General features: G+C 50.5%; 22 protein-coding genes and 1 tRNA gene. 7 read left to right on the top strand and 16 right to left on the bottom strand.

The annotated features are described in order from the left end of the window. Positions 1–58 precede the first annotated feature (58 nt). The 8 genes from QUE61_RS04220 to cysS all read right to left on the bottom strand — a co-directional run bounded on the left by QUE61_RS04220 (position 59) and on the right by cysS (position 6,754). The gene (locus QUE61_RS04220) at positions 59–214 is read right to left on the bottom strand and encodes a DUF2256 domain-containing protein (protein ID WP_286307939.1); all 156 of its coding nucleotides are present in this window, start codon (positions 212–214) and stop codon (positions 59–61) included. Then, positions 211–1,011 (bottom strand): alpha/beta hydrolase, encoded by an 801-nt coding sequence (locus QUE61_RS04215; protein WP_286307937.1) that lies wholly within the window; start codon positions 1,009–1,011, stop codon positions 211–213. The genes QUE61_RS04220 and QUE61_RS04215 overlap by 4 nt, the downstream gene beginning before the upstream one ends. A 21-nt stretch (positions 1,012–1,032) precedes the next feature. Next, positions 1,033–1,127 (bottom strand) — tRNA-Ser (locus QUE61_RS04210). Positions 1,128–1,149: 22 nt separating this feature from the next. Beyond that, positions 1,150–2,400 carry an aspartate kinase gene (locus QUE61_RS04205; protein ID WP_286307935.1) on the bottom strand — a complete coding sequence of 417 codons (1,251 nt, stop codon included), beginning with the start codon at positions 2,398–2,400 and terminating at the stop codon, positions 1,150–1,152. Positions 2,401–2,451: 51 nt separating this feature from the next. Further along, the gene (gene tilS / locus QUE61_RS04200) at positions 2,452–3,732 is read right to left on the bottom strand and encodes a tRNA lysidine(34) synthetase TilS (protein ID WP_286307933.1); all 1,281 of its coding nucleotides are present in this window, start codon (positions 3,730–3,732) and stop codon (positions 2,452–2,454) included. Beyond that, a complete protein-coding gene (locus QUE61_RS04195) occupies positions 3,692–4,669 on the bottom strand; it encodes an acetyl-CoA carboxylase carboxyltransferase subunit alpha (RefSeq protein WP_286307931.1) in 978 nt (325 codons plus the stop codon). Before QUE61_RS04195 ends, tilS begins: the two co-directional genes overlap by 41 nt. Before the next feature lie 37 nt (positions 4,670–4,706). After that, positions 4,707–5,345, bottom strand: a complete 639-nt coding sequence (locus QUE61_RS04190) for a DNA-3-methyladenine glycosylase family protein (protein ID WP_108508298.1) — start codon at positions 5,343–5,345, stop codon at positions 4,707–4,709. After that, complete coding sequence (gene cysS / locus QUE61_RS04185; RefSeq protein WP_286307930.1) at positions 5,345–6,754, bottom strand: cysteine--tRNA ligase; 1,410 nt, start codon at positions 6,752–6,754, stop codon at positions 5,345–5,347. The genes QUE61_RS04190 and cysS overlap by 1 nt, the downstream gene beginning before the upstream one ends. A gap of 80 nt (positions 6,755–6,834) precedes the next feature. Between cysS and QUE61_RS04180 the strand changes: the two genes are divergently transcribed. From QUE61_RS04180 to QUE61_RS04170, 3 genes are read left to right on the top strand one after another with little or no spacing between them, the layout of a single operon-like run. Continuing rightward, the gene (locus QUE61_RS04180) at positions 6,835–7,623 is read left to right on the top strand and encodes a tetratricopeptide repeat protein (RefSeq protein ID WP_286307929.1); all 789 of its coding nucleotides are present in this window, start codon (positions 6,835–6,837) and stop codon (positions 7,621–7,623) included. A gap of 11 nt (positions 7,624–7,634) precedes the next feature. Then, positions 7,635–8,138, top strand: a complete 504-nt coding sequence (locus QUE61_RS04175) for a peptidylprolyl isomerase (protein WP_286307927.1) — start codon at positions 7,635–7,637, stop codon at positions 8,136–8,138. 15 nt (positions 8,139–8,153) lie between these two features. Next, complete coding sequence (locus tag QUE61_RS04170; RefSeq protein ID WP_286307925.1) at positions 8,154–8,942, top strand: UDP-2,3-diacylglucosamine diphosphatase; 789 nt, start codon at positions 8,154–8,156, stop codon at positions 8,940–8,942. Here QUE61_RS04170 and QUE61_RS04165 read toward each other — a convergent pair. Further along, on the bottom strand, positions 8,935–9,729 hold the full coding sequence (locus tag QUE61_RS04165; protein WP_286307923.1) for an inositol monophosphatase family protein: 795 nt from the start codon (positions 9,727–9,729) through the stop codon (positions 8,935–8,937). The two genes, QUE61_RS04170 and QUE61_RS04165, sit on opposite strands and share 8 nt — an antisense overlap. Before the next feature lie 80 nt (positions 9,730–9,809). Between QUE61_RS04165 and QUE61_RS04160 the strand changes: the two genes are divergently transcribed. Together QUE61_RS04160 and cysE are read left to right on the top strand one after the other, a co-directional pair. Beyond that, positions 9,810–10,565: an RNA methyltransferase gene (locus QUE61_RS04160; protein WP_286307921.1), complete on the top strand. Its 756-nt coding sequence runs from the start codon at positions 9,810–9,812 to the stop codon at positions 10,563–10,565. Positions 10,566–10,588: 23 nt separating this feature from the next. Next, positions 10,589–11,347 carry a serine O-acetyltransferase gene (gene cysE, locus QUE61_RS04155; protein WP_286307919.1) on the top strand — a complete coding sequence of 253 codons (759 nt, stop codon included), beginning with the start codon at positions 10,589–10,591 and terminating at the stop codon, positions 11,345–11,347. Between the two features lie 24 nt (positions 11,348–11,371). Here cysE and QUE61_RS04150 read toward each other — a convergent pair whose 3' ends face one another. Further along, positions 11,372–11,992, bottom strand: coding sequence for an FKBP-type peptidyl-prolyl cis-trans isomerase (locus tag QUE61_RS04150; protein ID WP_286307917.1), 621 nt, complete (start codon positions 11,990–11,992; stop codon positions 11,372–11,374). Positions 11,993–12,024: 32 nt separating this feature from the next. On the opposite strand from QUE61_RS04150, the gene QUE61_RS04145 reads away from it, so the two are divergent. Together QUE61_RS04145 and QUE61_RS04140 are read left to right on the top strand one after the other, a co-directional pair. Further along, the gene (locus QUE61_RS04145; RefSeq protein WP_286307915.1) at positions 12,025–13,359 is read left to right on the top strand and encodes a cupin domain-containing protein; all 1,335 of its coding nucleotides are present in this window, start codon (positions 12,025–12,027) and stop codon (positions 13,357–13,359) included. A 118-nt stretch (positions 13,360–13,477) separates the two neighbouring features. Next, positions 13,478–13,690, top strand: a complete 213-nt coding sequence (locus QUE61_RS04140) for a hypothetical protein (protein WP_286307913.1) — start codon at positions 13,478–13,480, stop codon at positions 13,688–13,690. 63 nt (positions 13,691–13,753) lie between these two features. On the opposite strand, the gene bamC is transcribed toward QUE61_RS04140, so the two are convergent. The 6 genes from bamC to zapE are packed head-to-tail and all read right to left on the bottom strand — an operon-like array spanning position 13,754 to position 19,584. Next, positions 13,754–14,887 (bottom strand): outer membrane protein assembly factor BamC, encoded by a 1,134-nt coding sequence (gene bamC / locus QUE61_RS04135; RefSeq protein ID WP_286307911.1) that lies wholly within the window; start codon positions 14,885–14,887, stop codon positions 13,754–13,756. A 15-nt stretch (positions 14,888–14,902) separates the two neighbouring features. Beyond that, positions 14,903–15,802 carry a 4-hydroxy-tetrahydrodipicolinate synthase gene (gene dapA / locus QUE61_RS04130; RefSeq protein WP_286307909.1) on the bottom strand — a complete coding sequence of 300 codons (900 nt, stop codon included), beginning with the start codon at positions 15,800–15,802 and terminating at the stop codon, positions 14,903–14,905. Between the two features lie 14 nt (positions 15,803–15,816). Beyond that, the gene (locus tag QUE61_RS04125; RefSeq protein ID WP_286307907.1) at positions 15,817–16,389 is read right to left on the bottom strand and encodes a class I SAM-dependent methyltransferase; all 573 of its coding nucleotides are present in this window, start codon (positions 16,387–16,389) and stop codon (positions 15,817–15,819) included. An 11-nt stretch (positions 16,390–16,400) separates the two neighbouring features. Beyond that, a complete protein-coding gene (locus QUE61_RS04120; protein WP_286307905.1) occupies positions 16,401–17,603 on the bottom strand; it encodes a tryptophan--tRNA ligase in 1,203 nt (400 codons plus the stop codon). A 19-nt stretch (positions 17,604–17,622) separates the two neighbouring features. Next, on the bottom strand, positions 17,623–18,465 hold the full coding sequence (locus QUE61_RS04115; RefSeq protein WP_458574728.1) for a 3',5'-nucleoside bisphosphate phosphatase: 843 nt from the start codon (positions 18,463–18,465) through the stop codon (positions 17,623–17,625). 15 nt (positions 18,466–18,480) lie between these two features. Then, positions 18,481–19,584 carry a cell division protein ZapE gene (zapE, locus tag QUE61_RS04110; protein ID WP_286307899.1) on the bottom strand — a complete coding sequence of 368 codons (1,104 nt, stop codon included), beginning with the start codon at positions 19,582–19,584 and terminating at the stop codon, positions 18,481–18,483. Position 19,585: the final 1 nt, after the last annotated feature.

Here is a 19,585-nt window from a genome sequence, read left to right as displayed (position 1 = left end):
TGAGGGTGAAGGCTAGGCGACTTAGGGTTTTAGCTAAGTAAATACCTAACAAACTAGGCTATTTAGCTGATTTTTTCTTACGACATGCATCAGAGCAGTACAACACACTCTCCCAGTTTTTGGCCCAAGACTTACGCCAGGTCATGGTGCGGCCGCATACCACACAAGGCTTACTGGGTAAATAGCTTTTATTGCCTTTAAAAGATTGATTCACGGCTTCGTAGTACTTACTTTTTTAACCCAATTCAACACTTGCGGAGCAGCTTCCTCTGGGGTTGTGGCGTGGTCAGCGCTAACCACCACATAGGTATTATTGGGGTTTGGTGGCACACGATCAAATGCATAGGCAGATCCTGATGGATACAGAGGGTCTAAACGCCCGATGACCCACATAAAAGGCGTGCTTTTCTTGAACTGTTCAGCGGTTAAGGTCATATTGCCAAGGCCATTGGGATTAAAGTAACTCCAAAATACATCGGCCCGAATTTTAAAATCTCTCTGTCGACCTTGATTCAGATCTGTAAATGAAATTAGAGTGTCTGGTTTCCCATCAGCAATTGCCTTTTTGGCGCGGTCGAGGTCTGATCCAGTCATGCCACGCTCGTACATCAAACTTGGGGAGTGTCCTGGAGCCAACGCAATGATTGCATCGGCATCACCAATATAGGCTTGATATGCCATAGCAGCGTTAGCACCAAAACTCTGCCCGCCAATAAAAACTAGCCGAAAGCCTTTATTTCGATACCCTTTAACACTTCCTGCTAATTGATTGAGGGCACTCTCGTAGGTTTCATCGTAATTACGGTTCCGTGACCATGGCATTTCGCGGAGCTCGACCTCGCATACTGTACTTACTTGCTTGGCTAATTCCTTGAGATAGGGAGATTGCGGGCCGCCCCACTTGCCATGCATCAAAACAAACATGCAATCTTTAGTTGCAGCCTGAACAAAGCTTGTAAAGCAAAAAAGAATTGAGACTAAAGCGAAACGACAGATAAGAGGAAGTTGCATTGAATTCTTCCCTTTAGTGATTGGCGGAGACGAGAGGATTCGAACCTCCGATCCGTGTTTTAGCACAGATGCTCCCTTAGCAGGGGAGTGCCTTCGACCAGCTCGGCCACGTCTCCGTATTACTTCAATATCGCTAGTTTACTTCTGATCCAATTCAAAGGCTTTATGAAGGGCTCTGACTGCGAGTTCCATGTATTTCTCATCAATCACGACTGAGATCTTAATCTCACTAGTTGAGATCATCAAAATATTGATGCCCTCTTCCGATAAAGTTCTAAACATCTTACTGGCTACACCAACGTGGGAGCGCATTCCAACACCCACTACGGATACTTTCGATACCTTGGGGTCGCCAATAATATCTTTCGCATCAATATGCGCTTGCACACTCTTTTTCAGCAGATCGAGGGCTTTTTGATAATCAGCGCGTGGTACGGTGAATGTGAAATCGGTCTTACCTTCAACCGATTGATTCTGAATAATCATGTCCACATCAATATTGGCTTCAGCAATGGGGCCCAAGATTTGATAGGCGATGCCAGGACGATCTGGTACATCAATCACAGTGATCTTGGCCTCATCGCGTGCAAATGCGATTCCTGAGATTACAGCGGCTTCCATGGTGGTGTCCTCTTCAAAGGTAATTAAAGTACCCGACTTCATTTCTTGATCAAGCGGAATTAGCGGATCGGTTAGTGATGACAACACACGGGTCTTCACTTTGTACTTACCAGCAAATTCCACTGAGCGTATTTGCAAGACCTTAGAGCCAAGGCTTGCCATTTCCAGCATCTCTTCAAAGGTAATCTGATCGAGGCGACGTGCGTCCTCACAAACGCGGGGGTCGGTGGTGTAAACGCCATCCACATCGGTATAGATTAAGCACTCATCAGCCTTGAGGGCTGCGGCCACAGCAACTGCAGAAGTATCTGAACCACCACGACCTAGGGTGGTCACGTTACCCTGTGGATCAACCCCTTGGAATCCGGTGATCACGACTGCCCTGCCGGCATCTAAATCTTTTTTGATCTTGGCATCATCAATGCCCATGATCCGTGCCTTGGTGTAGGCCGAATCGGTATGCACCGTGACCTGCCAACCTGAGTAACTAATCGCATCAATTCCTTGTTCTTGGAGGGCGATAGCAAGCAGACCGGAGCTGACCTGCTCACCGGTTGCGGCAATTTGATCGAGTTCTCTAGGGTTTGGGGATGTGCTTAATTCTTTTGCAAGCCCTAACAGGCGATTAGTCTCGCCCGACATGGCCGATGGCACCACCACTACTTGGTGACCTGCGCGCATCCACTTCGCAACCCGTTTGGCCACATTTTGTATGCGCTCGATGGATCCCATCGAAGTGCCACCGTACTTATGAACAATTAAAGACATATTCGTTTTACTGAATTGCAAAACTGATGATTTTACAGGGTTTTGTTTTTCTTAATCCAAATAGGACCACTCGGGCCAAACGCGCGGGCCCTTGGTCGTTAAGTGAGTAATGCTCACCCCGAGGCCCTCAGCGGCAATGAGGGTGCCATCGATAAATAAAAGTGGGATTTGGCGTTGCCAAGGTGGCACCCCGGCTTCTTGATATAGATTTTTAAGACTTTTACTGGGGGTATTGGGCTTGATCTTCAAACGCTCGCCTCCAGCGCGAGGTCTACTCTCAATCGATTTGGCCTGTTGGCAGTATTCCCATGAAAGACCTGCTTGATTGGAGCGTTCGGGGATTGGCACAAAAATCCATTGGCCGCGCTTGGAAGTTTGCGCAGATTCAATTCGCAAGGCATTGCGCCACGCTCGGATGGCATGACGATCATGCAACCACTCTAATTTCGCACCAGCACGCAAGGACTGGAGATCACGCCACCAGGATTGCAAACGCTCTGTCGAGGGCATGGATAGTTGGTTGCGTTTGAGCCAATAGCGCATCACATTGGTAGCGCGAGCAGGATCTTGGCAGTAGAGCGCTATCAATGGCGCAATAGTGAGTTGATTGCGATTGATCCAGGTACGCGCATCGTGCTGTGCAAGCTGATCCATCAAAACTTGCGACTGAGCAAGCCATTGCGCACTGCGCGCTAGGTTTGCAATTGCCCCACCCTGAATCTGCTCTAACTCTGGCAGAATTTTTTTACGGATGGCGTTGCGGCGATAGCGCGTGTTTTGATTACTGGGATCCTCCACCCAAGACAGCTTGTGTTGCTTGGCATAGGTCTTTAATTGGGTACGGTCTTGCTCCAATAGAGGTCGCCATACGTGGACGGTTCTACCATTAGGGGTTTGCAGTTCTTTATGGGCAGGCATTCCAGCAAGGCCTGCAGGGCCAGCGCCTCGCAAAAGTTGCAAGAGCACGGTCTCGGCTTGATCGTGCTGATGATGCGCAAACAATAAATGATCAAGTTCATATTGATCACACAGCCCAAGCAATGCCTCATAGCGCGCTTGGCGTGCATGGGCCTCAATGTTCGCAGTGATTGGCAAATGCAGTAGTCGGAAGTCAAAGGCAATCTTGTAGCGTTTTGCTTGACGCTCACAGAACAGCAACCACTCATCTGCCTGAGCTTGGAGCCCATGATGCACATGAAGCGCATACACCACATCGTTGGGATAGGCCTTACTGACAGCATCAAGCAACACCACGGAATCGAGGCCCCCACTGAAGGCCACACCAATTCGTTTAGCTTGCGTCTTTGACTTTGACTTCTTTGAACTGGCCATAGCTCATGAACCGTTGATGACGGCGCTCGAGCAGTTCTTTCTCAGACAGGTCTTCGACCTCCGAGAGAGCGCGTGCAAGTGCTTTATTCATATTGGCCATCATGGCTTCGTAATCTCGATGCGCAGCACCCACGGGTTCTGGCACGATCGTATCAATCAATTTAAGATCTTTCAGACGTTGTGCAGTGAGCGCCAATTGCTCGGCTGCATCGGGAGCCTTCTCGGCGGTCTTCCATAAGATCGAAGCACATCCTTCGGGTGAGATCACGGAATACGTTGAGTATTGCAACATCATGACGACATCGCCCATGGCAATAGCCAGTGCGCCGCCCGAACCGCCCTCACCAATGATGGTGGTAATGATGGGCACTTTCAGTTCAGCTTGAGTATACAGATTGTGACCAATGGCTTCGGATTGGTTACGCTCCTCGGCATCAATTCCTGGAAATGCACCGGGGGTATCAACGAAGGTAAAGACCGGTAAGCCAAACTTCTCAGCAAGACGCATCAGTCGCATGGCCTTGCGATAGCCTTCAGGCCGACTCATTCCAAAATTACGCATCGCGCGCTCTTTGGTATCTCGACCCTTTTGATGACCAATCACCATGCAGGGTTTGCCATTGAAGCGCGCAAGGCCGCCAATAATCGATTGATCATCGGCAAAAACCCGATCGCCGTGCAACTCATGAAAGTCAGTGAACAAAGCTTGGATGTAATCAAGCGTATAGGGGCGCTGTGGATGACGCGCCACCTGAGAGACCTGCCAAGGCGTTAAGCCCTCATAGATCTCTTTGGTGAGCTGTTGGCTTTTTTCTGAGAGCGCCTTGAGCTCGCTTGAGATATCCACCGAGGACTCGTCTTGTACATAGCGGAGTTCTTCGATTTTGGTCTCAAGCTCAGCTACCGCTTGCTCAAAGTCTAGGAAGGTGGTCTTCATGGCCTAATTTTATGTGCTTTTTGGGTTTACCCCAAAATTAGTACTCCACGGGAATGGGGTCAATGCTGCGCCACATATACCAAGTGGCCACAGTCCGCCATGGCGCCCAATTGGCCGCCACCTCGCGGGCCTCATGACGGGTTACGGGCTCGCCACTAAAATAATTGATCGAGATCGCCCGAATGAGCCCTATATCGTCGAGCGGCAGTACATTGGGACGCATCAAATTAAAGATCAGAAACATCTCAGCGGTCCAGCGCCCAATCCCCCGAATCGCACTCAACTCCTTAATCAGCTCCTCATCGTCCATTTTGGGCCAACGCTCGGTTTGCAAGCGTCCATGATGAAAGTGATCGGCGAGGTCGCGGATGTACTCCACCTTGCGCATGGATAGGCCGGAAGCGCGTAAGGCGTCATGTTTAGTATCGAGCACGCGTTTCGGCGTTACCTCGTGACTCAGAGTCTCCAAGGTTCGGTTCCACACCGATTGTGCAGCAGCCACTGAAATTTGCTGCCCAACGATCGAGCGCGCTAGGGTTGTGAATGCATCGCCACGACTTCCCAGCATTCCATCGCCATACTTGGGAATCAGTTTGCGCAAGATCCGATCTTGCTTCATGAGCTCAGCACAGGCGTCTTGCCAATAACTTGGCTTTTTGGTTCGTGGTTTTGGCATTAGGCGCGTCGCCAGATGGTTTGGCCACCAGGCTTATCTTCCAAAATGACACCCTCGTCTAGTAATTGCTGACGAATCGCGTCAGCACTGGCAAAGTTCTTGGCCTGCTTGGCCGCCTGGCGTGCCGCAATCTGCTCCTCAATCTGCTCTGGGCTCAAGCCGGCTTTAGGCGTGCCACTTTGCAAGAACTGTTGCGGTGACTGATAAAGAAGCCCGATCGTGTTACCTAAGTGATGAAGGGTATTGAGAAGCACGTGCTTGCGTTCCGTATCCTGCGTCTTATGACTCTCGGTCACTAACTCGAATAACACCGCCAAGGCCTCAGGGGTATTGAAGTCATCGTTCATGGCTTGCACAAAGCGGTCATTCCAGGTAGGGTCGACCTTATTGCTTTGACTAGCTGGTAGTTCGCTAAGCGCGGTATACAAACGGGTTAGTCCGGTGCGCGCTTCTTCAAGCTGATGATCAGAATAATTAATGGGGCTACGGTAATGAGCCTTAAGCATAAAGAAGCGCACTACCTCAGGGTCAAACTGCGCCAGTACATCTTTGATTAAGAAAAAATTGCCCAAGGATTTTGACATCTTCTCGTGGTTGACGCGGATATGGCCGTTGTGCATCCAGTAACGCACAAAGGGTTGATCAATGGCACCCGATCCATACAGCGCGCCTTCGCTTTGCGCAATCTCGTTCTCATGGTGAGGAAACTGCAAATCCGCCCCACCGCCATGAATATCAAAATGCTGTCCTAGTAACTCGCAGGACATCGCCGAACACTCAATATGCCAACCAGGACGTCCCTCTCCCCATGGAGAAGCCCAGCGAGTGTCAGCGGGCTCTTCGACCTTGGCGGATTTCCAGAGCACAAAATCAAGGGGGTCACGCTTACCCCCGCTAATGGCGACCCGTTCACCAGCCTGGAGTTCGTCAATCGATTTGCCAGATAACTTGCCATAGCTGGGGAATTGCCGTACCGCATAGTTCACATCGCCATCATCGCCTTGATAAGCCATCTCACGCTCAATTAGACGACCAATTAATCCTTGCATCTGGGCAATGTAGTGAGTAGCCCGCGGCTCATGATCGGGTGATAGGAGATTGAGGGTTTTAGCATCCGCATGCATCGCGTCAATGAAACGCTGAGTGAGTGCTGCAATCGGTTCTTGGTTCTCAAGCGCTCGGGTAATGATCTTGTCATCAATATCGGTGATGTTACGAACGTAGTTCACCTCATAGCCGCTGGCTCGCAACCAGCGTACTACCATGTCAAACACAATCATCACCCGCGCGTGCCCCAAATGGCAATAGTCGTACACGGTCATGCCGCACACATACATTTTTACCTTACCGGGCTCAATGGGTTTAAAGGCCTCTTTGGTTCTCGATAGCGTGTTGTAAATCGACAGCATGATCAGTAGTTGGGGATGACGGGGCTTGAAAGGTATTGAGTGAGCGGCACACGAATTTGTTAGACTGATGAGTATATCGAATGATGCGCCTTCTTAGTGATCTTCTTGCCATGACAGCCAATGCCCCAATCTCCAGAAAATTAAGCAAGATCCCACCATGTTGGCTAATGCTATTGAGCCTCATGGCAATGGGTACGAGTGTTGCGCAGCCCTCTTCCACAAGCAGCAATCCCCAACCCTACCTTGGTGGCTATGGTCCAACCGATCCACCGCGCATGAGCACCAACCCCAATCCAGAAACAGGCAATAACCAACTTTCAGAATCCATCGCGGTGCCGTTTCTGTCCTTTTTGATTATTGAGCCCGATCCGGTCATGAAAAATGCGATTCCCACGCATATCGAGAAACTGATCAAGGAACGCAAATATCCGGACGCCATCAAAGCGATTGATGCGGCTTTGGTGAAAACGCCGCGCAATGTGCAACTACGATTTATCAAGGCGCGCCTACAAGTGGAATTGCGTGATGTCAATGCAGCACGCGCAACCTGGATCGAGATTACCCAGCAGTTTCCGGAGTTACCAGAGCCCTATAACAATCTAGCTGCATTGGCAGCCAATCAAGGGCAATGGATTGAGGCCCGCGATTATTTAGAGCTCGCCCTCAAACTAAGGCCTGACTATGTGCTGGCCCAGGGCAATCTTGCAGAGGTGTACTTGCGCCTAGCCGATCGCTATTACTCCAGTGCGAGTAAACTTCAACCCAGCCAACGTGAGTATGGGCAGCGGGCCCGGGCCATCAAGGAGATCTTGAACCCTCCGCCACCCAAACCCAGTAGCCAACCTAATCCCTCGATTTCTAAACCATAAGAGAGTTATTTATGCCAAGCGTTCTTCTAAAAACCAATCACGGTGATATCACCCTTGAGCTCGATGCTGCCAAGGCACCAAAATCCGTTGCTAACTTTTTGGCCTATGTAAAGAGTGGCCATTACGATGGCACGATTTTTCATCGGGTGATTGATAACTTCATGATTCAGGGTGGCGGTATGGCAGCGGGCATGAAGCAGAAGTCGACGCTCGATCAAATTGAGAACGAGGCAAATAATGGCTTAAAGAATGAACGCGGCACGATTGCGATGGCACGTACTAGCGATCCACATTCAGCCACCGCTCAGTTTTTTATTAACGTTAATGACAATGATTTTCTTAATCACACTGCTCCCACTCCACAGGGTTGGGGCTATGCCGTGTTTGGAAAAGTAAGTAATGGCATGGATGTGGTTGATAAGATTAAGAAGGTTAAGACTGGCAATGCTGGGTACCACCAGGATGTTCCGACTGAAGATGTGGTGATTGAGCAAGCATCGGTCATTGCCGACTAATACTTTGATCTAAGCATGCAAGAGCACGCCAGCGCCCTGCTGATCTCCGATCTTCATCTTACCCCGTCGATGCCCTTAACGGCTCAGCGTTTCTTTGACTTTATTGAAAAAGAAACGAACGATGTCGAGTCGGTATTTATTTTGGGTGATCTCTTTGAATACTGGGTGGGCGATGATGCTGGCGCACGTTCGCCATTTCAGCAAGAGGTCCTGCGAGCGCTCTTTGCTTTATCCAGCAAGACCAAAACCTATTACATTCATGGCAACCGTGACTTTTTAATCGGCCAAGACTTTCTCAAGAAATCTGGGATGCAGCTGCTGCCCGATCCGTCCAAGGTCATGATCGCTGGGGATGAATGGGTCATTAGTCATGGTGATGCGCTGTGCACCAATGATCTTGGCTATCAGGTGTTTCGTAAATGGGTACGCAAGCCCTGGCTCCAAAAATTATTTTTGCGACTCCCCCTGGAGTGGCGACGTGGGATTGCCCGTACCTTGCGCAGCAATAGCACGGCAAAGTATGAGCGCGCAGCGCGATATACCCCGGATGTCGCTCGCTATAAGGGCGATGTCACCTTGGTGGCCTGTGCCAACCTGATGGGAGCCTACGGCTCCGAGCGTCTGATTCATGGGCATACCCATTTACCGGCACGGCACCATGAAAGTATGGGTAATAAAGAATGGCAACGCTATGTACTCTCTGACTGGGATCTAGATCATCCGGAGACCGTGTTACCAAAAGCAAGCGCCTTGCGCATTGACCTCAATGGTGTGCGCTACATTGATTTGGTGAAATCTACGTAGCTGTTCTTGAGTACTTGCTAAGAATATTTGCCATTTGGGCAAAGATCCTCGGGTTGGCGGCCATAATCTCACCGCTTTCCATAAAGCCTTCTTCGCCACGGTAGTTTCCAACAAGGCCACCAGCCTCGGTGACAATCAGGGCCCCTGCTGCCATATCCCAGGGCTTGAGTTCACTCTCAAAGAATCCGTCATAGCGGCCCGCTGCTACATAGACAAGATCCAGGGAGGCTGCACCAGGACGTCGCAGACCCGCGCATTGGCGAGTCATGTCAGCGAAGATTTTCAAGTAGAGATCCACGTCTTGATCGTGTCGATACGGAAATCCTGTACCGAGTAATGCATTCTCTAATTTGGTTTGCTCGGCCACTCGCAAGCGGCGGCGATCCACATAGGCGCCACTGCCCTTGGTAGCAGTGAACAGCTCATCCCGATTGGGGTCGTAGACTACGCCTTGGGTCACAACGCCATTCACCGAAAGAGCGATCGATACCGCGTATTGCGGAAATCCATGAATAAAGTTGGTGGTGCCATCTAAGGGATCAATGATCCAAATGTGATCGGAGCCATTCGTGGCTTCGCCCGTTTCCTCGGCCAAAAAACCATGGCTTGGATAGGCTTCGCTGAGGGTCTCGATAATCGCCTCTTCGGCGGCTTTGTCCACTTCGGTTACATAATCATTATGTTGCTTGCGATCAATTTGCAAACGCTCTAAATTGAGTGATGCACGATTGATAATCGTTGCGGCACGGCGAGCGGCTTTCACAGCCACGTTTAACATGGGGTGCATAATAAGTGGACAAATTAAATAAGAACAAACTAGTCGACAAGGTCTCTAGCGCAATAACGACATTCTAAACGAATTCATTCATGGCTCAGACTCCCTTTACTCAATACAGCGACCAGGTCCGCTGGATCATGGTCGAAACCAGTCATGCGGGCAATATTGGTTCAGCGGCGCGTGCCCTCAAAACCATGGGGTTTGATACGCTGCATCTGGTACGGCCCCGCGAACCGGCCATGCATACCCACCCCGATGCGATGGCATTAGCCAGTGGTGCCAGTGATGTATTGGCTCAGTCCAATACTCACGACATGCTCTCTTCCAGTATTCAAGGGTGTGCCGTGGTACTGGGCTTAACCAGTCGCGATCGAGAGTTTGGTCCACCCCCACTATCTTGGGCAGATGGTCTTCATTTGCTCACCGATGCATTGCAATCGAACCGCTCGGTTGCATTGGTATTTGGTCCTGAGCGGACTGGGCTTGAGAATGAAGATCTTGCCTATTGCACCCACCGGGTCTTCTTGCCCGCCAATCCTGCATATCCCTCATTAAATCTGGCCCAGGCTATGATGGTCTGTGCATTTGGGTTGCGCCAAGCCCTTCTCCAAGATCCATCGCCATCGGTTGCGAATGAGGAGCTCTCAGAACTTGCTGATCCTGCGGCTGTTGCTGCCATGCTCGACCATTGGCAAGCAGGCTTAGAGGCGATTGGCTATTTGGATCCTAAAAATCCCAAGAAGCTCATGCCGCGTCTGCAAGCGCTGTTTGCCAGAACTCGCTTACGCAAAGAGGAGATTGATCTCTTACGCGGCATTGCCAAACAAATGCTCCTGAGAAAATAAGGCGCACGGATTACACTATCCTTATGTTGAGTTCTCTATTTGAAGATGTAGACGCGATTATTGCGCGGGATCCTGCTGCACGGCACCGGCTGGAGGTAATCACCTGCTACCCCGGTTTACATGCGATTTGGCTACATCGTCTCAATCATGCCCTATGGAATCTCGGTCTTAAATGGCCCGCCCGTTTTCTGGCATCGCTGGCACGTTTTCTGACCAATATTGAGATTCATCCAGGTGCACACATCGGCCGTCGGGTATTTTTAGATCATGGCCTTGGCATTGTGATTGGCGAGACCGCAGAGATTGGCGATGACACCACAATCTATCAAGGGGTGACTTTGGGTGGTACCTCGCTCTACAAGGGTGTCAAACGTCACCCCACGCTTGGTAAAGGCGTGGTCGTGAGTGCGGGAGCCAAGGTGTTAGGTGGATTTACTGTGGGCGATGGTGCTCGGATTGGATCGAATGCAGTGGTTCTCAAAGAGATACCTGCGGGTGCAACAGCAGTGGGTGTGCCAGCTCGGATCTTGCATCCCGATCTTCCGAAGGAGGCTAGCGATGCCAGCAAAGCAAGTTTCTCGGCATATGGCATTACACCGAATGCAGATGACCCTGTTTCGTTAGCATTGAAGAGTTTGATTGATGCCACCATCGAACAAGAACACAAGATCAAAGCCCTTGAAGAGGCCTTGGCGAAGTTGGGTGGTAAGGCCAGCGACACGCAAGCGCATGAAGAAACGCAGCGCGAGCTCGACGCCATCAAAAATCTTCTCAAAGAATAAGGCGCTACTTTGGGTGTAAGCCCATTAGTGCAGGGTTCGTGGACCTTGGTCGCGTTGCCCTGTGCCCGATAAATCGAGATCATCCAGATCATCATCATCGGCTAGGTCCATCCCAAAGCCGTCTTCATTTTGCGGATGTTGATTGGCAATCTCATCGTCAGTCGCCTGACGAACGTCTTCAACCTGCAACCAGAAGCGCAGTGCCATTCCAGCAAGCGGATGATTACCATCGAGCACGACTTGTTTATCAGCGAGGTCGGTCACGGTATAGATTAAGGTATCCGATTCTTGATCGTCCTCATCATCCACCTCATCGGCTTCGGCAGCTTCAATCTCTTCGGCACTTTGTTCCTCAGGTACGCCTTCAAATTGCATACCAATCTCCAATGGCTCGGGGAAGCGCTCGCGCGGTTCTATTTTGAGAAGATTGGGGTCGTATTCTCCGAATGCATCTTGAGGTTCGAGTTGAACCGTGGTCTCAAAGCCAATATCTTTGCCATCCAATAAACTCTCAATCTTTGGGAAGGTTCCTGCGTATCCCCCGTGCAGATAAACCATCGGGGTATCGGGTTCTTCGATAATATTGTTTTGAGCATCGCTAAGTTTGTAACGAAGAGATACGATGGTATTTTTTTCAATCTTCATAGCGATGTATTTCCTTAATGAGGCTATTTTACTTGACTAAGACTCGCGCTCGCTACCAACCCCCCAAAGCCCCAGCCACACTACCGCTTGATCTGCCGTGGCCACTTTTGGGCAATCTGAGTCCCCAAATATTTATGCAGAAGTATTGGCATAAATGTCCACTCCTGGTCCGCCAAGCCATACCCGCTTTTGCACTGAGCAAGAATGCTGGCTTTCCAATGTTAAGTCCAATCTCTGATAAAGCCCTATTTGGATATGCATGCGATGGTCTGAGCGAGGGGCGTCTAGTGAAAGCTAAACCATGGCGTCTGCAACACGGTCCGTTTCGGAAAAAAGAGATCCCCGCGAGCAGCGCTCGAGATTGGACGCTATTGATCCAAGGAATTGAAGCACGGCACCCAGCTGCCGCCCATGTTTTATCCTGGTTTCGGTTTATTCCCGACGCACGCCTAGATGACCTAATGATCAGCATCGCGGGTATTGGGGGTGGTGTGGGTCCCCATGTCGACTCCTACGATGTATTTTTAATCCAGATGGAAGGTCGACGCCGCTGGAAAATTTCTGGGCAGGCCGATCTAAGCTTGCGCCCTGATTTACCACTCAAGATCCTTGCACGCTTTAAGCCTGAACAGGAATGGGTATTAGAGCCTGGTGATTTACTGTATCTACCACCCCATATTGCCCACGAGGGAGTGGCGCTCGATGCGGGCTGTCAAACCTGGTCGGTGGGGTTTCGGTCACCCTCCTACCGTGAGCTCATTAGTGAAGGTTTATGGCGTCTTGCTGAATCCCTAGAGTCCGACCCTGCACTCGCAGCGATGTATGCAGATCCGAAACAGAAAGCCTCCTCTGATCCTGCGCGTCTGCCCTCACAACTCGAAGATGAAATCCGCCAACGAATTCAGACTATCTCTTTCGATCAGAACCCTGCGTTCATTGATGGGATTACCGCTTACTTGAGTGAACCGAAACCCCATGCAATCTTTACCCCACCCGACCCAGTCTTGAGTCCCCGCGCAGTTCGAGCCTGTCTGCAGAAAATGGCCTTGGTACCCCATCCCCAAACCCGATTATTGATCCGTGGTGAGACCGTTTTTTGCAATGGGGATGCGGTGACTGAAGGGCAGGATCGGGCCACTGTCAAAGCCTGGCAAACACTAGCGCAGCAGCACTTCCTCACCCAAGGGCGAATACAAAAAGCCAGCAAATATAAGGATTTATCAAGGGTGCATTCGGAAAAGACCGATCGGGGGCTGGATCTCCCACCTTTAACAAAAGACAACTCACTGTACGAAGCCTATTGCGTTGGTTGGCTATCACTTGAGCAGGTGCCCATTTTGCCGGATGGCGTTGAACAAATAATGTAGTGATTGCTATAATCATCAATGGATCTGAGTCGTATTGCATCCGTAATATGTGCTCAAGGTCTTACAACAATTACCGGTAATTGATGTAAATCGTCTTAAATTTAAAGGAAATAAATCAATGAAGAAGTCACTCCTCTTGGCCGCGATGTTGGCCGTTGCTTTATCTGCTTGCGGTAAGAAAGAAGAAGCTAAACCAGCTGCTGCTCCAGCCGCTCCTGCTGCTGATGCTAAACCAGCTGACGGTGCTGCTCCTGCTGCTGCTCCTGCTGCTCCTGCTGCTCCTGCTGCTCCTGCGGCTCCTGCTGCACCAGCCGCTCCAGCCAAGAAGTAATTCTGAAGCTGTATGAAGAAAGGCGCTCATTGAGCGCCTTTTTTCTTTGGTAGTGTGCCGAGATTATTTAATGAGCTGTCGGTCAAGCGTGGTCAGTAACTGATTACCAGTGGCGGTGTTCTCGGGCTTGCCTTCGGAGTCTTGCACCAAAATGACGACTTGATTATCGCCTCGCACTTGAACCACGACCCGATAGAGCTTGGCCTTCTTATCTGAATCATTACTCGAGCCAAAGGTACGACTAAACCAACTGCGGCTCTCTCCTAGATCTTTTGGATTCACGTAGCGAACAAAGTAAATACCGCGTGAACGATCACGGTCTTCAACCGTAAAGTTAGAACGATCCAAGGCAAGACCTACATCGCGCCAAGCACGATCAAAGCTGGAGGTCATTTCGATGCGGGTGGTAGAGCCCTCTTCCACTAACTTCGCTCTCGGTGTTTTGGGTGCCATGGCAGTTGCCGCGACTTGAGCCTTTGCTTGCTCTTGGGTCATGCCAAGACGTTCCATCAAACGGGTCAAGAAAACGGCTTCCAGCTCAGGGTCGGTTGGACGAACAGTCCACTGGGTAGTAATCATCGCCCCAGAGCTGTCTTTTACTGGGGTCTCGATGGCCCCTTTGTGAGTAATGTAGATCTCGGTGACATCAGGTTTTTGCACCTCAAGACGAGTGCGGAATTTATCGCGCTCCCCAGAATCATAGGCAGAGTCCAACACACGCCCTAAGGTTCTTCGAATAATGTCCTGCGGAATCTTGGCCCGATTTTCAGCCCAGTCGGTTTCCATAATCCCAGTCGATGGTGAATCAATCACTAGTAAGAAACCATTCTCTTGCCAAAAATCTTTTACTTGAGGGTAAAGATCGGTTGCTGACTTATCAACCACCAACCAACGCCGATCACCGTCACGCTCAATCTTCATCCCAGGGATACCGGTCAGCACGTTCGAACGCATTTGGGAGGACTTTTTGACCGCTTGGTTGTACTCCGACATGGTTGCCGTACCATCCTGAACGACATAGCGGCGATCTGCTTGAGCCGTAATTAAATCTGGAGGTAATGCTAGATTGGGACCGCGCACTTCGCCAGACTTTTTATAGTCCACCTTATCGCTAGCGGTCATGCTGCTGAAGCTACTACATGCAGTCAGGGCAATAGCCGCGCAAGCCAAGGATAAAGTATGAAGAACTGGGCGCATTCGATCCTTACGAAATTACAGCAAGCCGGCGTGGCCCAGCGCCTGACGCAGGGGCTCACGCAATGGCTCGCTAAGTGGCGTCAATGGTAACCGAATTCCGGCTGGAATCTTACCCATCTGATGCAAGGCCCATTTCACGGGTATGGGATTAGCCTCGATAAACATCATCTTGTGAACTGCCAACAATTGATACTGAATCTCGCGCGCGCGCTTCGCATCGCCTGCGATCGCCGCTTTGCAAAGTTCGCTCATTAAACGAGGTGCCACATTGGCGGTTACCGAAATATTGCCATGCCCACCCATCAGCATCAGGAATATGGCGGTTAGGTCGTCACCTGAATAGACCGCAAACTGGTTCAGCTGTTTATGTTTAAGCTCGGCCAGTAGGAGCGAGCCGCGCTCCAGATTACCGGTTGCATCTTTAATGCCAATCACGCCCGGCACCTGTGCCAACCGGACGGTAGTCTCATTAGCAAGATCGGCCACCGTGCGACCAGGAACGTTATACAAAATGACCGGCAGATCGACGTGCTCGGCGATCGTTTTAAAGTGGGCGTACATTCCCTCTTGTGTAGGCTTGTTGTAATACGGCACCACTTGCAGGCTAGCATCCGCACCCACCTTTTTAGCGTATTGCGTTAATTCAATCGCTTCTCGGGTTGAATTGCCGCCAGTTCCAGCAATGACCGCAATACGCCCTTTGATATGTTCAACGGTGATGCGGATTAACTCACAATGTTCTTCAACCGAGACCGTAGGTGACTCGCCGCTGGTACCAACGATCACAATCGCATCGGTGCCCTCGCTCACATGCCAATCGAGTAAGGAACGCAATGCGGGGTAATCAAGACTACCGTCTTCATGCATTGGGGTTGCAATTGCAACCATACTTCCGGTCATCATGGCTGATTTCATAAGGGCTTTATTGATTAAGCGACTGTCGTATTGAATTGTAACGGATGGCGTATTTTGGGCAGTCCCCGGCTAGCACATAGGCTTTGAACCATGGCTGGCTTAGGGATCTCACGATAGCCATCTTGATAAGCCATCACATGCAGATCATGTCGCTTGGCGAGATCCAATAACTCGCCATGCTGGAGTAAAAAGTTTGGATTGGAAGGCTTACCAAATTCTTCATTGCCAATTGCAAAGGTCTCGTAGAGCAAAATACCGCCCTCTTCCAAAAGATGCGGCAATTGATCCAAGTAAGGTCGATAGAGATAGTTGCTCACCACGATGGCATTCCATTTGCCAAACTCGGATTCGGGGAGTGGCCATACCTCCCCTTCCAGATCGATTGGCTGGGTCATTACAAAATCATGCTGAATGCGAGCCAAGGATTCTGCATCACGATCAACCGCGAACACCATGAAGCCACGATTGGCGAGGTAGATCGCATGACGTCCACCGCCACAGGCAAGATCGAGAACCTTGCCCCCAGGAACAATCAGGTCAGCGTATTGGGCAATCCAAGGAGAAGCGGTTTCTAGAGGGGCGTGCACGTGACTCGAAATTAATCAACGTCCAGACCCATGGCCTCACGCACATCCCGCATGGTTTCTTGGGCAACCTTACGCGCCTTGTCTGAACCATCCGCAATGATGGAGCGCAATAGGCTAGGATCGTCTAGATACTGCTGTGCTCGTTCAAACATGGGTTGCTGCTCTCGCAAAATGGCATCAATCACGGGTTGTTTACAGTCTAGGCAACCAATGCTCGCAGATTGACAGCCCTTCTGAGCCCAGTCTTTCGTCGTTTGGTCCGAATACACCTGATGAAACTGCCACAGAGGACAATGGGCTGGATTACCCGGATCGGTGCGTCGTACTCGGGCAGGATCGGTTGGCATGGTCCGCACTAACCGAATCACCTCCTCAGGCGCCTCCCGAATGGATATGGTGTTCGCATAGGACTTCGACATCTTTTGCCCATCGAGACCTGGCATGCGCGCTGCTTCAGTTAACAAAGCCTGGGGCTCGACCAAAATAATCTTGCGTGCCCCCTCGAGGTATCCGAACAAACGTTCACGATCGCCCATCGATAAACTTTGCGCCTCTTGCAAGAGTGCTTGTGCTTGCATGAGCGCCTCGTCTTCACCACGTTCCTGGTAGGCATTGCGCAACTCCAGGTAGAGCTTAGCGCGCTTACTACCTAATTTCTTAACCGCCTCAAGAGCCTTCTCCTCAAAGCCTGGCTCACGGCCATACAAATGGTTAAAACGCCGAGCGACTTCACGGGTCATCTCCACATGAGGAACTTGATCCTCGCCCACCGGAACGTAGAGTGCTCGATAGATCAAGATATCAGCTGCTTGCAGCAAGGGATAACCTAAAAAGCCATAGGTCTGTAAATCTTTTTCTTTGAGTTTTTCGATTTGGTCTTTATAGGTGGGCACCCGTTCTAACCAGCCCAAGGGTGTGCCCATCGCTAGGAGTAGAAATAACTCTGAATGCTCTGGGACCCGACTCTGAATAAATAATGTAGCTTGATTGGGATCCACTCCCGCCGCTAACCAATCGATCACCATCTCCCAGACCGACTCCTGAATCACCTCGGGGGTCTCATAGTGGGTTGTCAATGCGTGCCAATCAGCGACAAAGAAAAAACAGGGATACTCGGCCTGAAGGCGAACCCAATTTTTTAGGACGCCATGGTAGTGACCTAAATGCAAGGCGCCTGTGGGACGCATGCCGGATAAAACGCGTTCTGCAAACATAAAGAGGATTGTCGCTTATTTAATGAAAGGCCGACCAAATGGGCTTGAGGTGCTCTGGGAGATGAGGAAGATGCCCCAAATCAATATCGCTCTCCTGCGGATCATGAAAATCCGAACCACGCGAGGCCATAAAGCCATAACGCTCAGCAACCTTTGTATAGGTTTGGTATTGATCAGGGCTATGGCTACCGGTCACCACTTCAATCCCAGCACCCCCGAGATCCTTAAAGCGAGCATAAAGCTCATCCATTTGCATCGTATTTAGGCGATAGCGACCAGGGTGGGCAATCACTGCCTCGCCACCGGCACCTGTAATCCACTCAACCGCCTGATCCAAGCTTGCCCATCGATGCGAGACATAACCGGGCTTACCGGCGACTAGGTATTTTCTGAATACCTCATCCATGTCACGACAGACATTTTGCTCCACCAAAAAGCGTGCAAAGTGGGTACGGGCAATGAGTTCTGGGTTACCAGCAAACTTTAGGGCACCCTCATAACTATTTTCAATCCCAATTTGCTGAAGTTGGGCTGCCATTTGGCGGGCTCGTACTTCACGACCATCGCGTGTGGCACGCAAGCCCTCCTGCAAGATTGGATTGCTGGCGTCAAACCCTAATCCAACGATGTGGACGGTTTGCCCCATCCAACTAATCGAGATCTCGACCCCCGATAGATAATCCATGCCCAGATTGAGGGCGGCTTGGCGCGCACGCTCCTGACCACCTAGGACATCATGATCGGTCAATGACCACAGGTGCACGCCATTTTGATGGGCGCGTAAGGCCAGCTCCTCAGGCGTTAAGGTGCCGTCAGAAACCACCGAGTGACAATGCAAATCCGCATTAATAGGGGTTGGCATACTCATAACCCTATTTTAGGTCAGTTGCGCATTAATGAGACGCCGTGGCGCCTCAATGTACTCTCGGGATTGCATCTCGATTAAACGCGAGACCGTTCGGGCGAATTCACTGGCGACCTGCCCCTCGGTATAAAGCTGGTCAGGGGGCACCTCAGCGGACATGATTAACTTCACGCGATGATCGTAAAGTACATCAATCAGCCAAATAAAACGTCTGGCCTCATTGGTTAAACGAGGGGGCATATACGGCACCTCGGAGACCATGACCGTGTGAAAGGTATTGGCAATCTCCAGGTAATCATTTTGAGAGCGCGGGCCCACGCAGAGGGTTTGGAAATCAAACCAAACGACGCCTTCAGCTAAATGCAAAGCTCGGATCTCGCGAGACTCAATTTTAAGAACGCGGTTCGTAGCTTCCATTTGTTTACCAATGAGCTCATGAAAGTAATCCTCCATCTGCCGATGGGTTGTTTCATTTAGAGGCGTTAAGTAGGCCTGAATCCGCGTCATCTGAATTTGTCGGTAATCACTGCCTGCATCGACATTCAAGACATCGAGTTTTTGCTCCAAGAGCTCAATGGCTGGTAATAGTCGATCACGGTGCAAGCCATTGGGATAGAGCTGATCCGGTCGATAGTTGGAGGTCATGATGAACTGCACTCGATCAATGAACAACGCCTTTAAGAGACGATACATGATCATGGCATCAGCAATATCGTTAATATGAAACTCATCAAAACAAATTAAGCGATATCGATCGGAGATGCGTTTGGCTAACTCATCCAGAGGATCGGCCAATCCCGAAAGCTCATGGAGCTCACGGTGAACCTCGCGCATGAACTCATGAAAATGAATCCGGATTTTCTTTTGAACGGGTGATGCCTCGTAGAAGCAATCCATCAAAAAGGATTTGCCACGACCCACCCCACCCCACAGGTAAACCCCGCGCGGTAACTCAGGATGAAAGAGTTTTTTAGTCAGCGCGTTGCTCCGAATTTCTTTGTAAGCAACCCACTGATCCTCGCATTGCTGCAACCGAACAATGGCTTGCTCCTGCGCAGGATCTGGCTGATAACCGCGCGCTTTACACTCCTGATAGTAAAAGTCAGCGACTTTCAAC

Source organism: Polynucleobacter sp. HIN5, assembly GCF_030297555.1.
In the GTDB taxonomy this organism is placed as follows: Bacteria; Pseudomonadota; Gammaproteobacteria; order Burkholderiales; family Burkholderiaceae; genus Polynucleobacter.
The sequence above is the reverse complement of the archived record's forward strand: the minus strand, read 5'-3'. Positions and strand labels throughout refer to the sequence as shown.

Excerpts from the sequence above, each read along its gene's own strand:
- QUE61_RS04215 (WP_286307937.1), bottom strand. The coding sequence starts at position 1,011 with ATGCAACTTCCTCTTATCTGTCGTTTCGCTTTAGTCTCAATTCTTTTT.
- QUE61_RS04205 (WP_286307935.1), bottom strand. The coding sequence starts at position 2,400 with ATGTCTTTAATTGTTCATAAGTACGGTGGCACTTCGATGGGATCCATC.
- tilS (WP_286307933.1), bottom strand. The coding sequence starts at position 3,732 with ATGGCCAGTTCAAAGAAGTCAAAGTCAAAGACGCAAGCTAAACGAATT.
- QUE61_RS04195 (WP_286307931.1), bottom strand. The coding sequence starts at position 4,669 with ATGAAGACCACCTTCCTAGACTTTGAGCAAGCGGTAGCTGAGCTTGAG.
- QUE61_RS04190 (WP_108508298.1), bottom strand. The coding sequence starts at position 5,345 with ATGCCAAAACCACGAACCAAAAAGCCAAGTTATTGGCAAGACGCCTGT.
- cysS (WP_286307930.1), bottom strand. The coding sequence starts at position 6,754 with ATGCTGTCGATTTACAACACGCTATCGAGAACCAAAGAGGCCTTTAAA.
- QUE61_RS04180 (WP_286307929.1), top strand. The coding sequence starts at position 6,835 with ATGATGCGCCTTCTTAGTGATCTTCTTGCCATGACAGCCAATGCCCCA.
- QUE61_RS04175 (WP_286307927.1), top strand. The coding sequence starts at position 7,635 with ATGCCAAGCGTTCTTCTAAAAACCAATCACGGTGATATCACCCTTGAG.
- QUE61_RS04170 (WP_286307925.1), top strand. The coding sequence starts at position 8,154 with ATGCAAGAGCACGCCAGCGCCCTGCTGATCTCCGATCTTCATCTTACC.
- QUE61_RS04165 (WP_286307923.1), bottom strand. The coding sequence starts at position 9,729 with ATGCACCCCATGTTAAACGTGGCTGTGAAAGCCGCTCGCCGTGCCGCA.
- QUE61_RS04160 (WP_286307921.1), top strand. The coding sequence starts at position 9,810 with ATGGCTCAGACTCCCTTTACTCAATACAGCGACCAGGTCCGCTGGATC.
- cysE (WP_286307919.1), top strand. The coding sequence starts at position 10,589 with ATGTTGAGTTCTCTATTTGAAGATGTAGACGCGATTATTGCGCGGGAT.
- QUE61_RS04150 (WP_286307917.1), bottom strand. The coding sequence starts at position 11,992 with ATGAAGATTGAAAAAAATACCATCGTATCTCTTCGTTACAAACTTAGC.
- QUE61_RS04140 (WP_286307913.1), top strand. The coding sequence starts at position 13,478 with ATGAAGAAGTCACTCCTCTTGGCCGCGATGTTGGCCGTTGCTTTATCT.
- bamC (WP_286307911.1), bottom strand. The coding sequence starts at position 14,887 with ATGCGCCCAGTTCTTCATACTTTATCCTTGGCTTGCGCGGCTATTGCC.
- dapA (WP_286307909.1), bottom strand. The coding sequence starts at position 15,802 with ATGAAATCAGCCATGATGACCGGAAGTATGGTTGCAATTGCAACCCCA.
- QUE61_RS04120 (WP_286307905.1), bottom strand. The coding sequence starts at position 17,603 with ATGTTTGCAGAACGCGTTTTATCCGGCATGCGTCCCACAGGCGCCTTG.
- QUE61_RS04115 (WP_458574728.1), bottom strand. The coding sequence starts at position 18,465 with ATGCCAACCCCTATTAATGCGGATTTGCATTGTCACTCGGTGGTTTCT.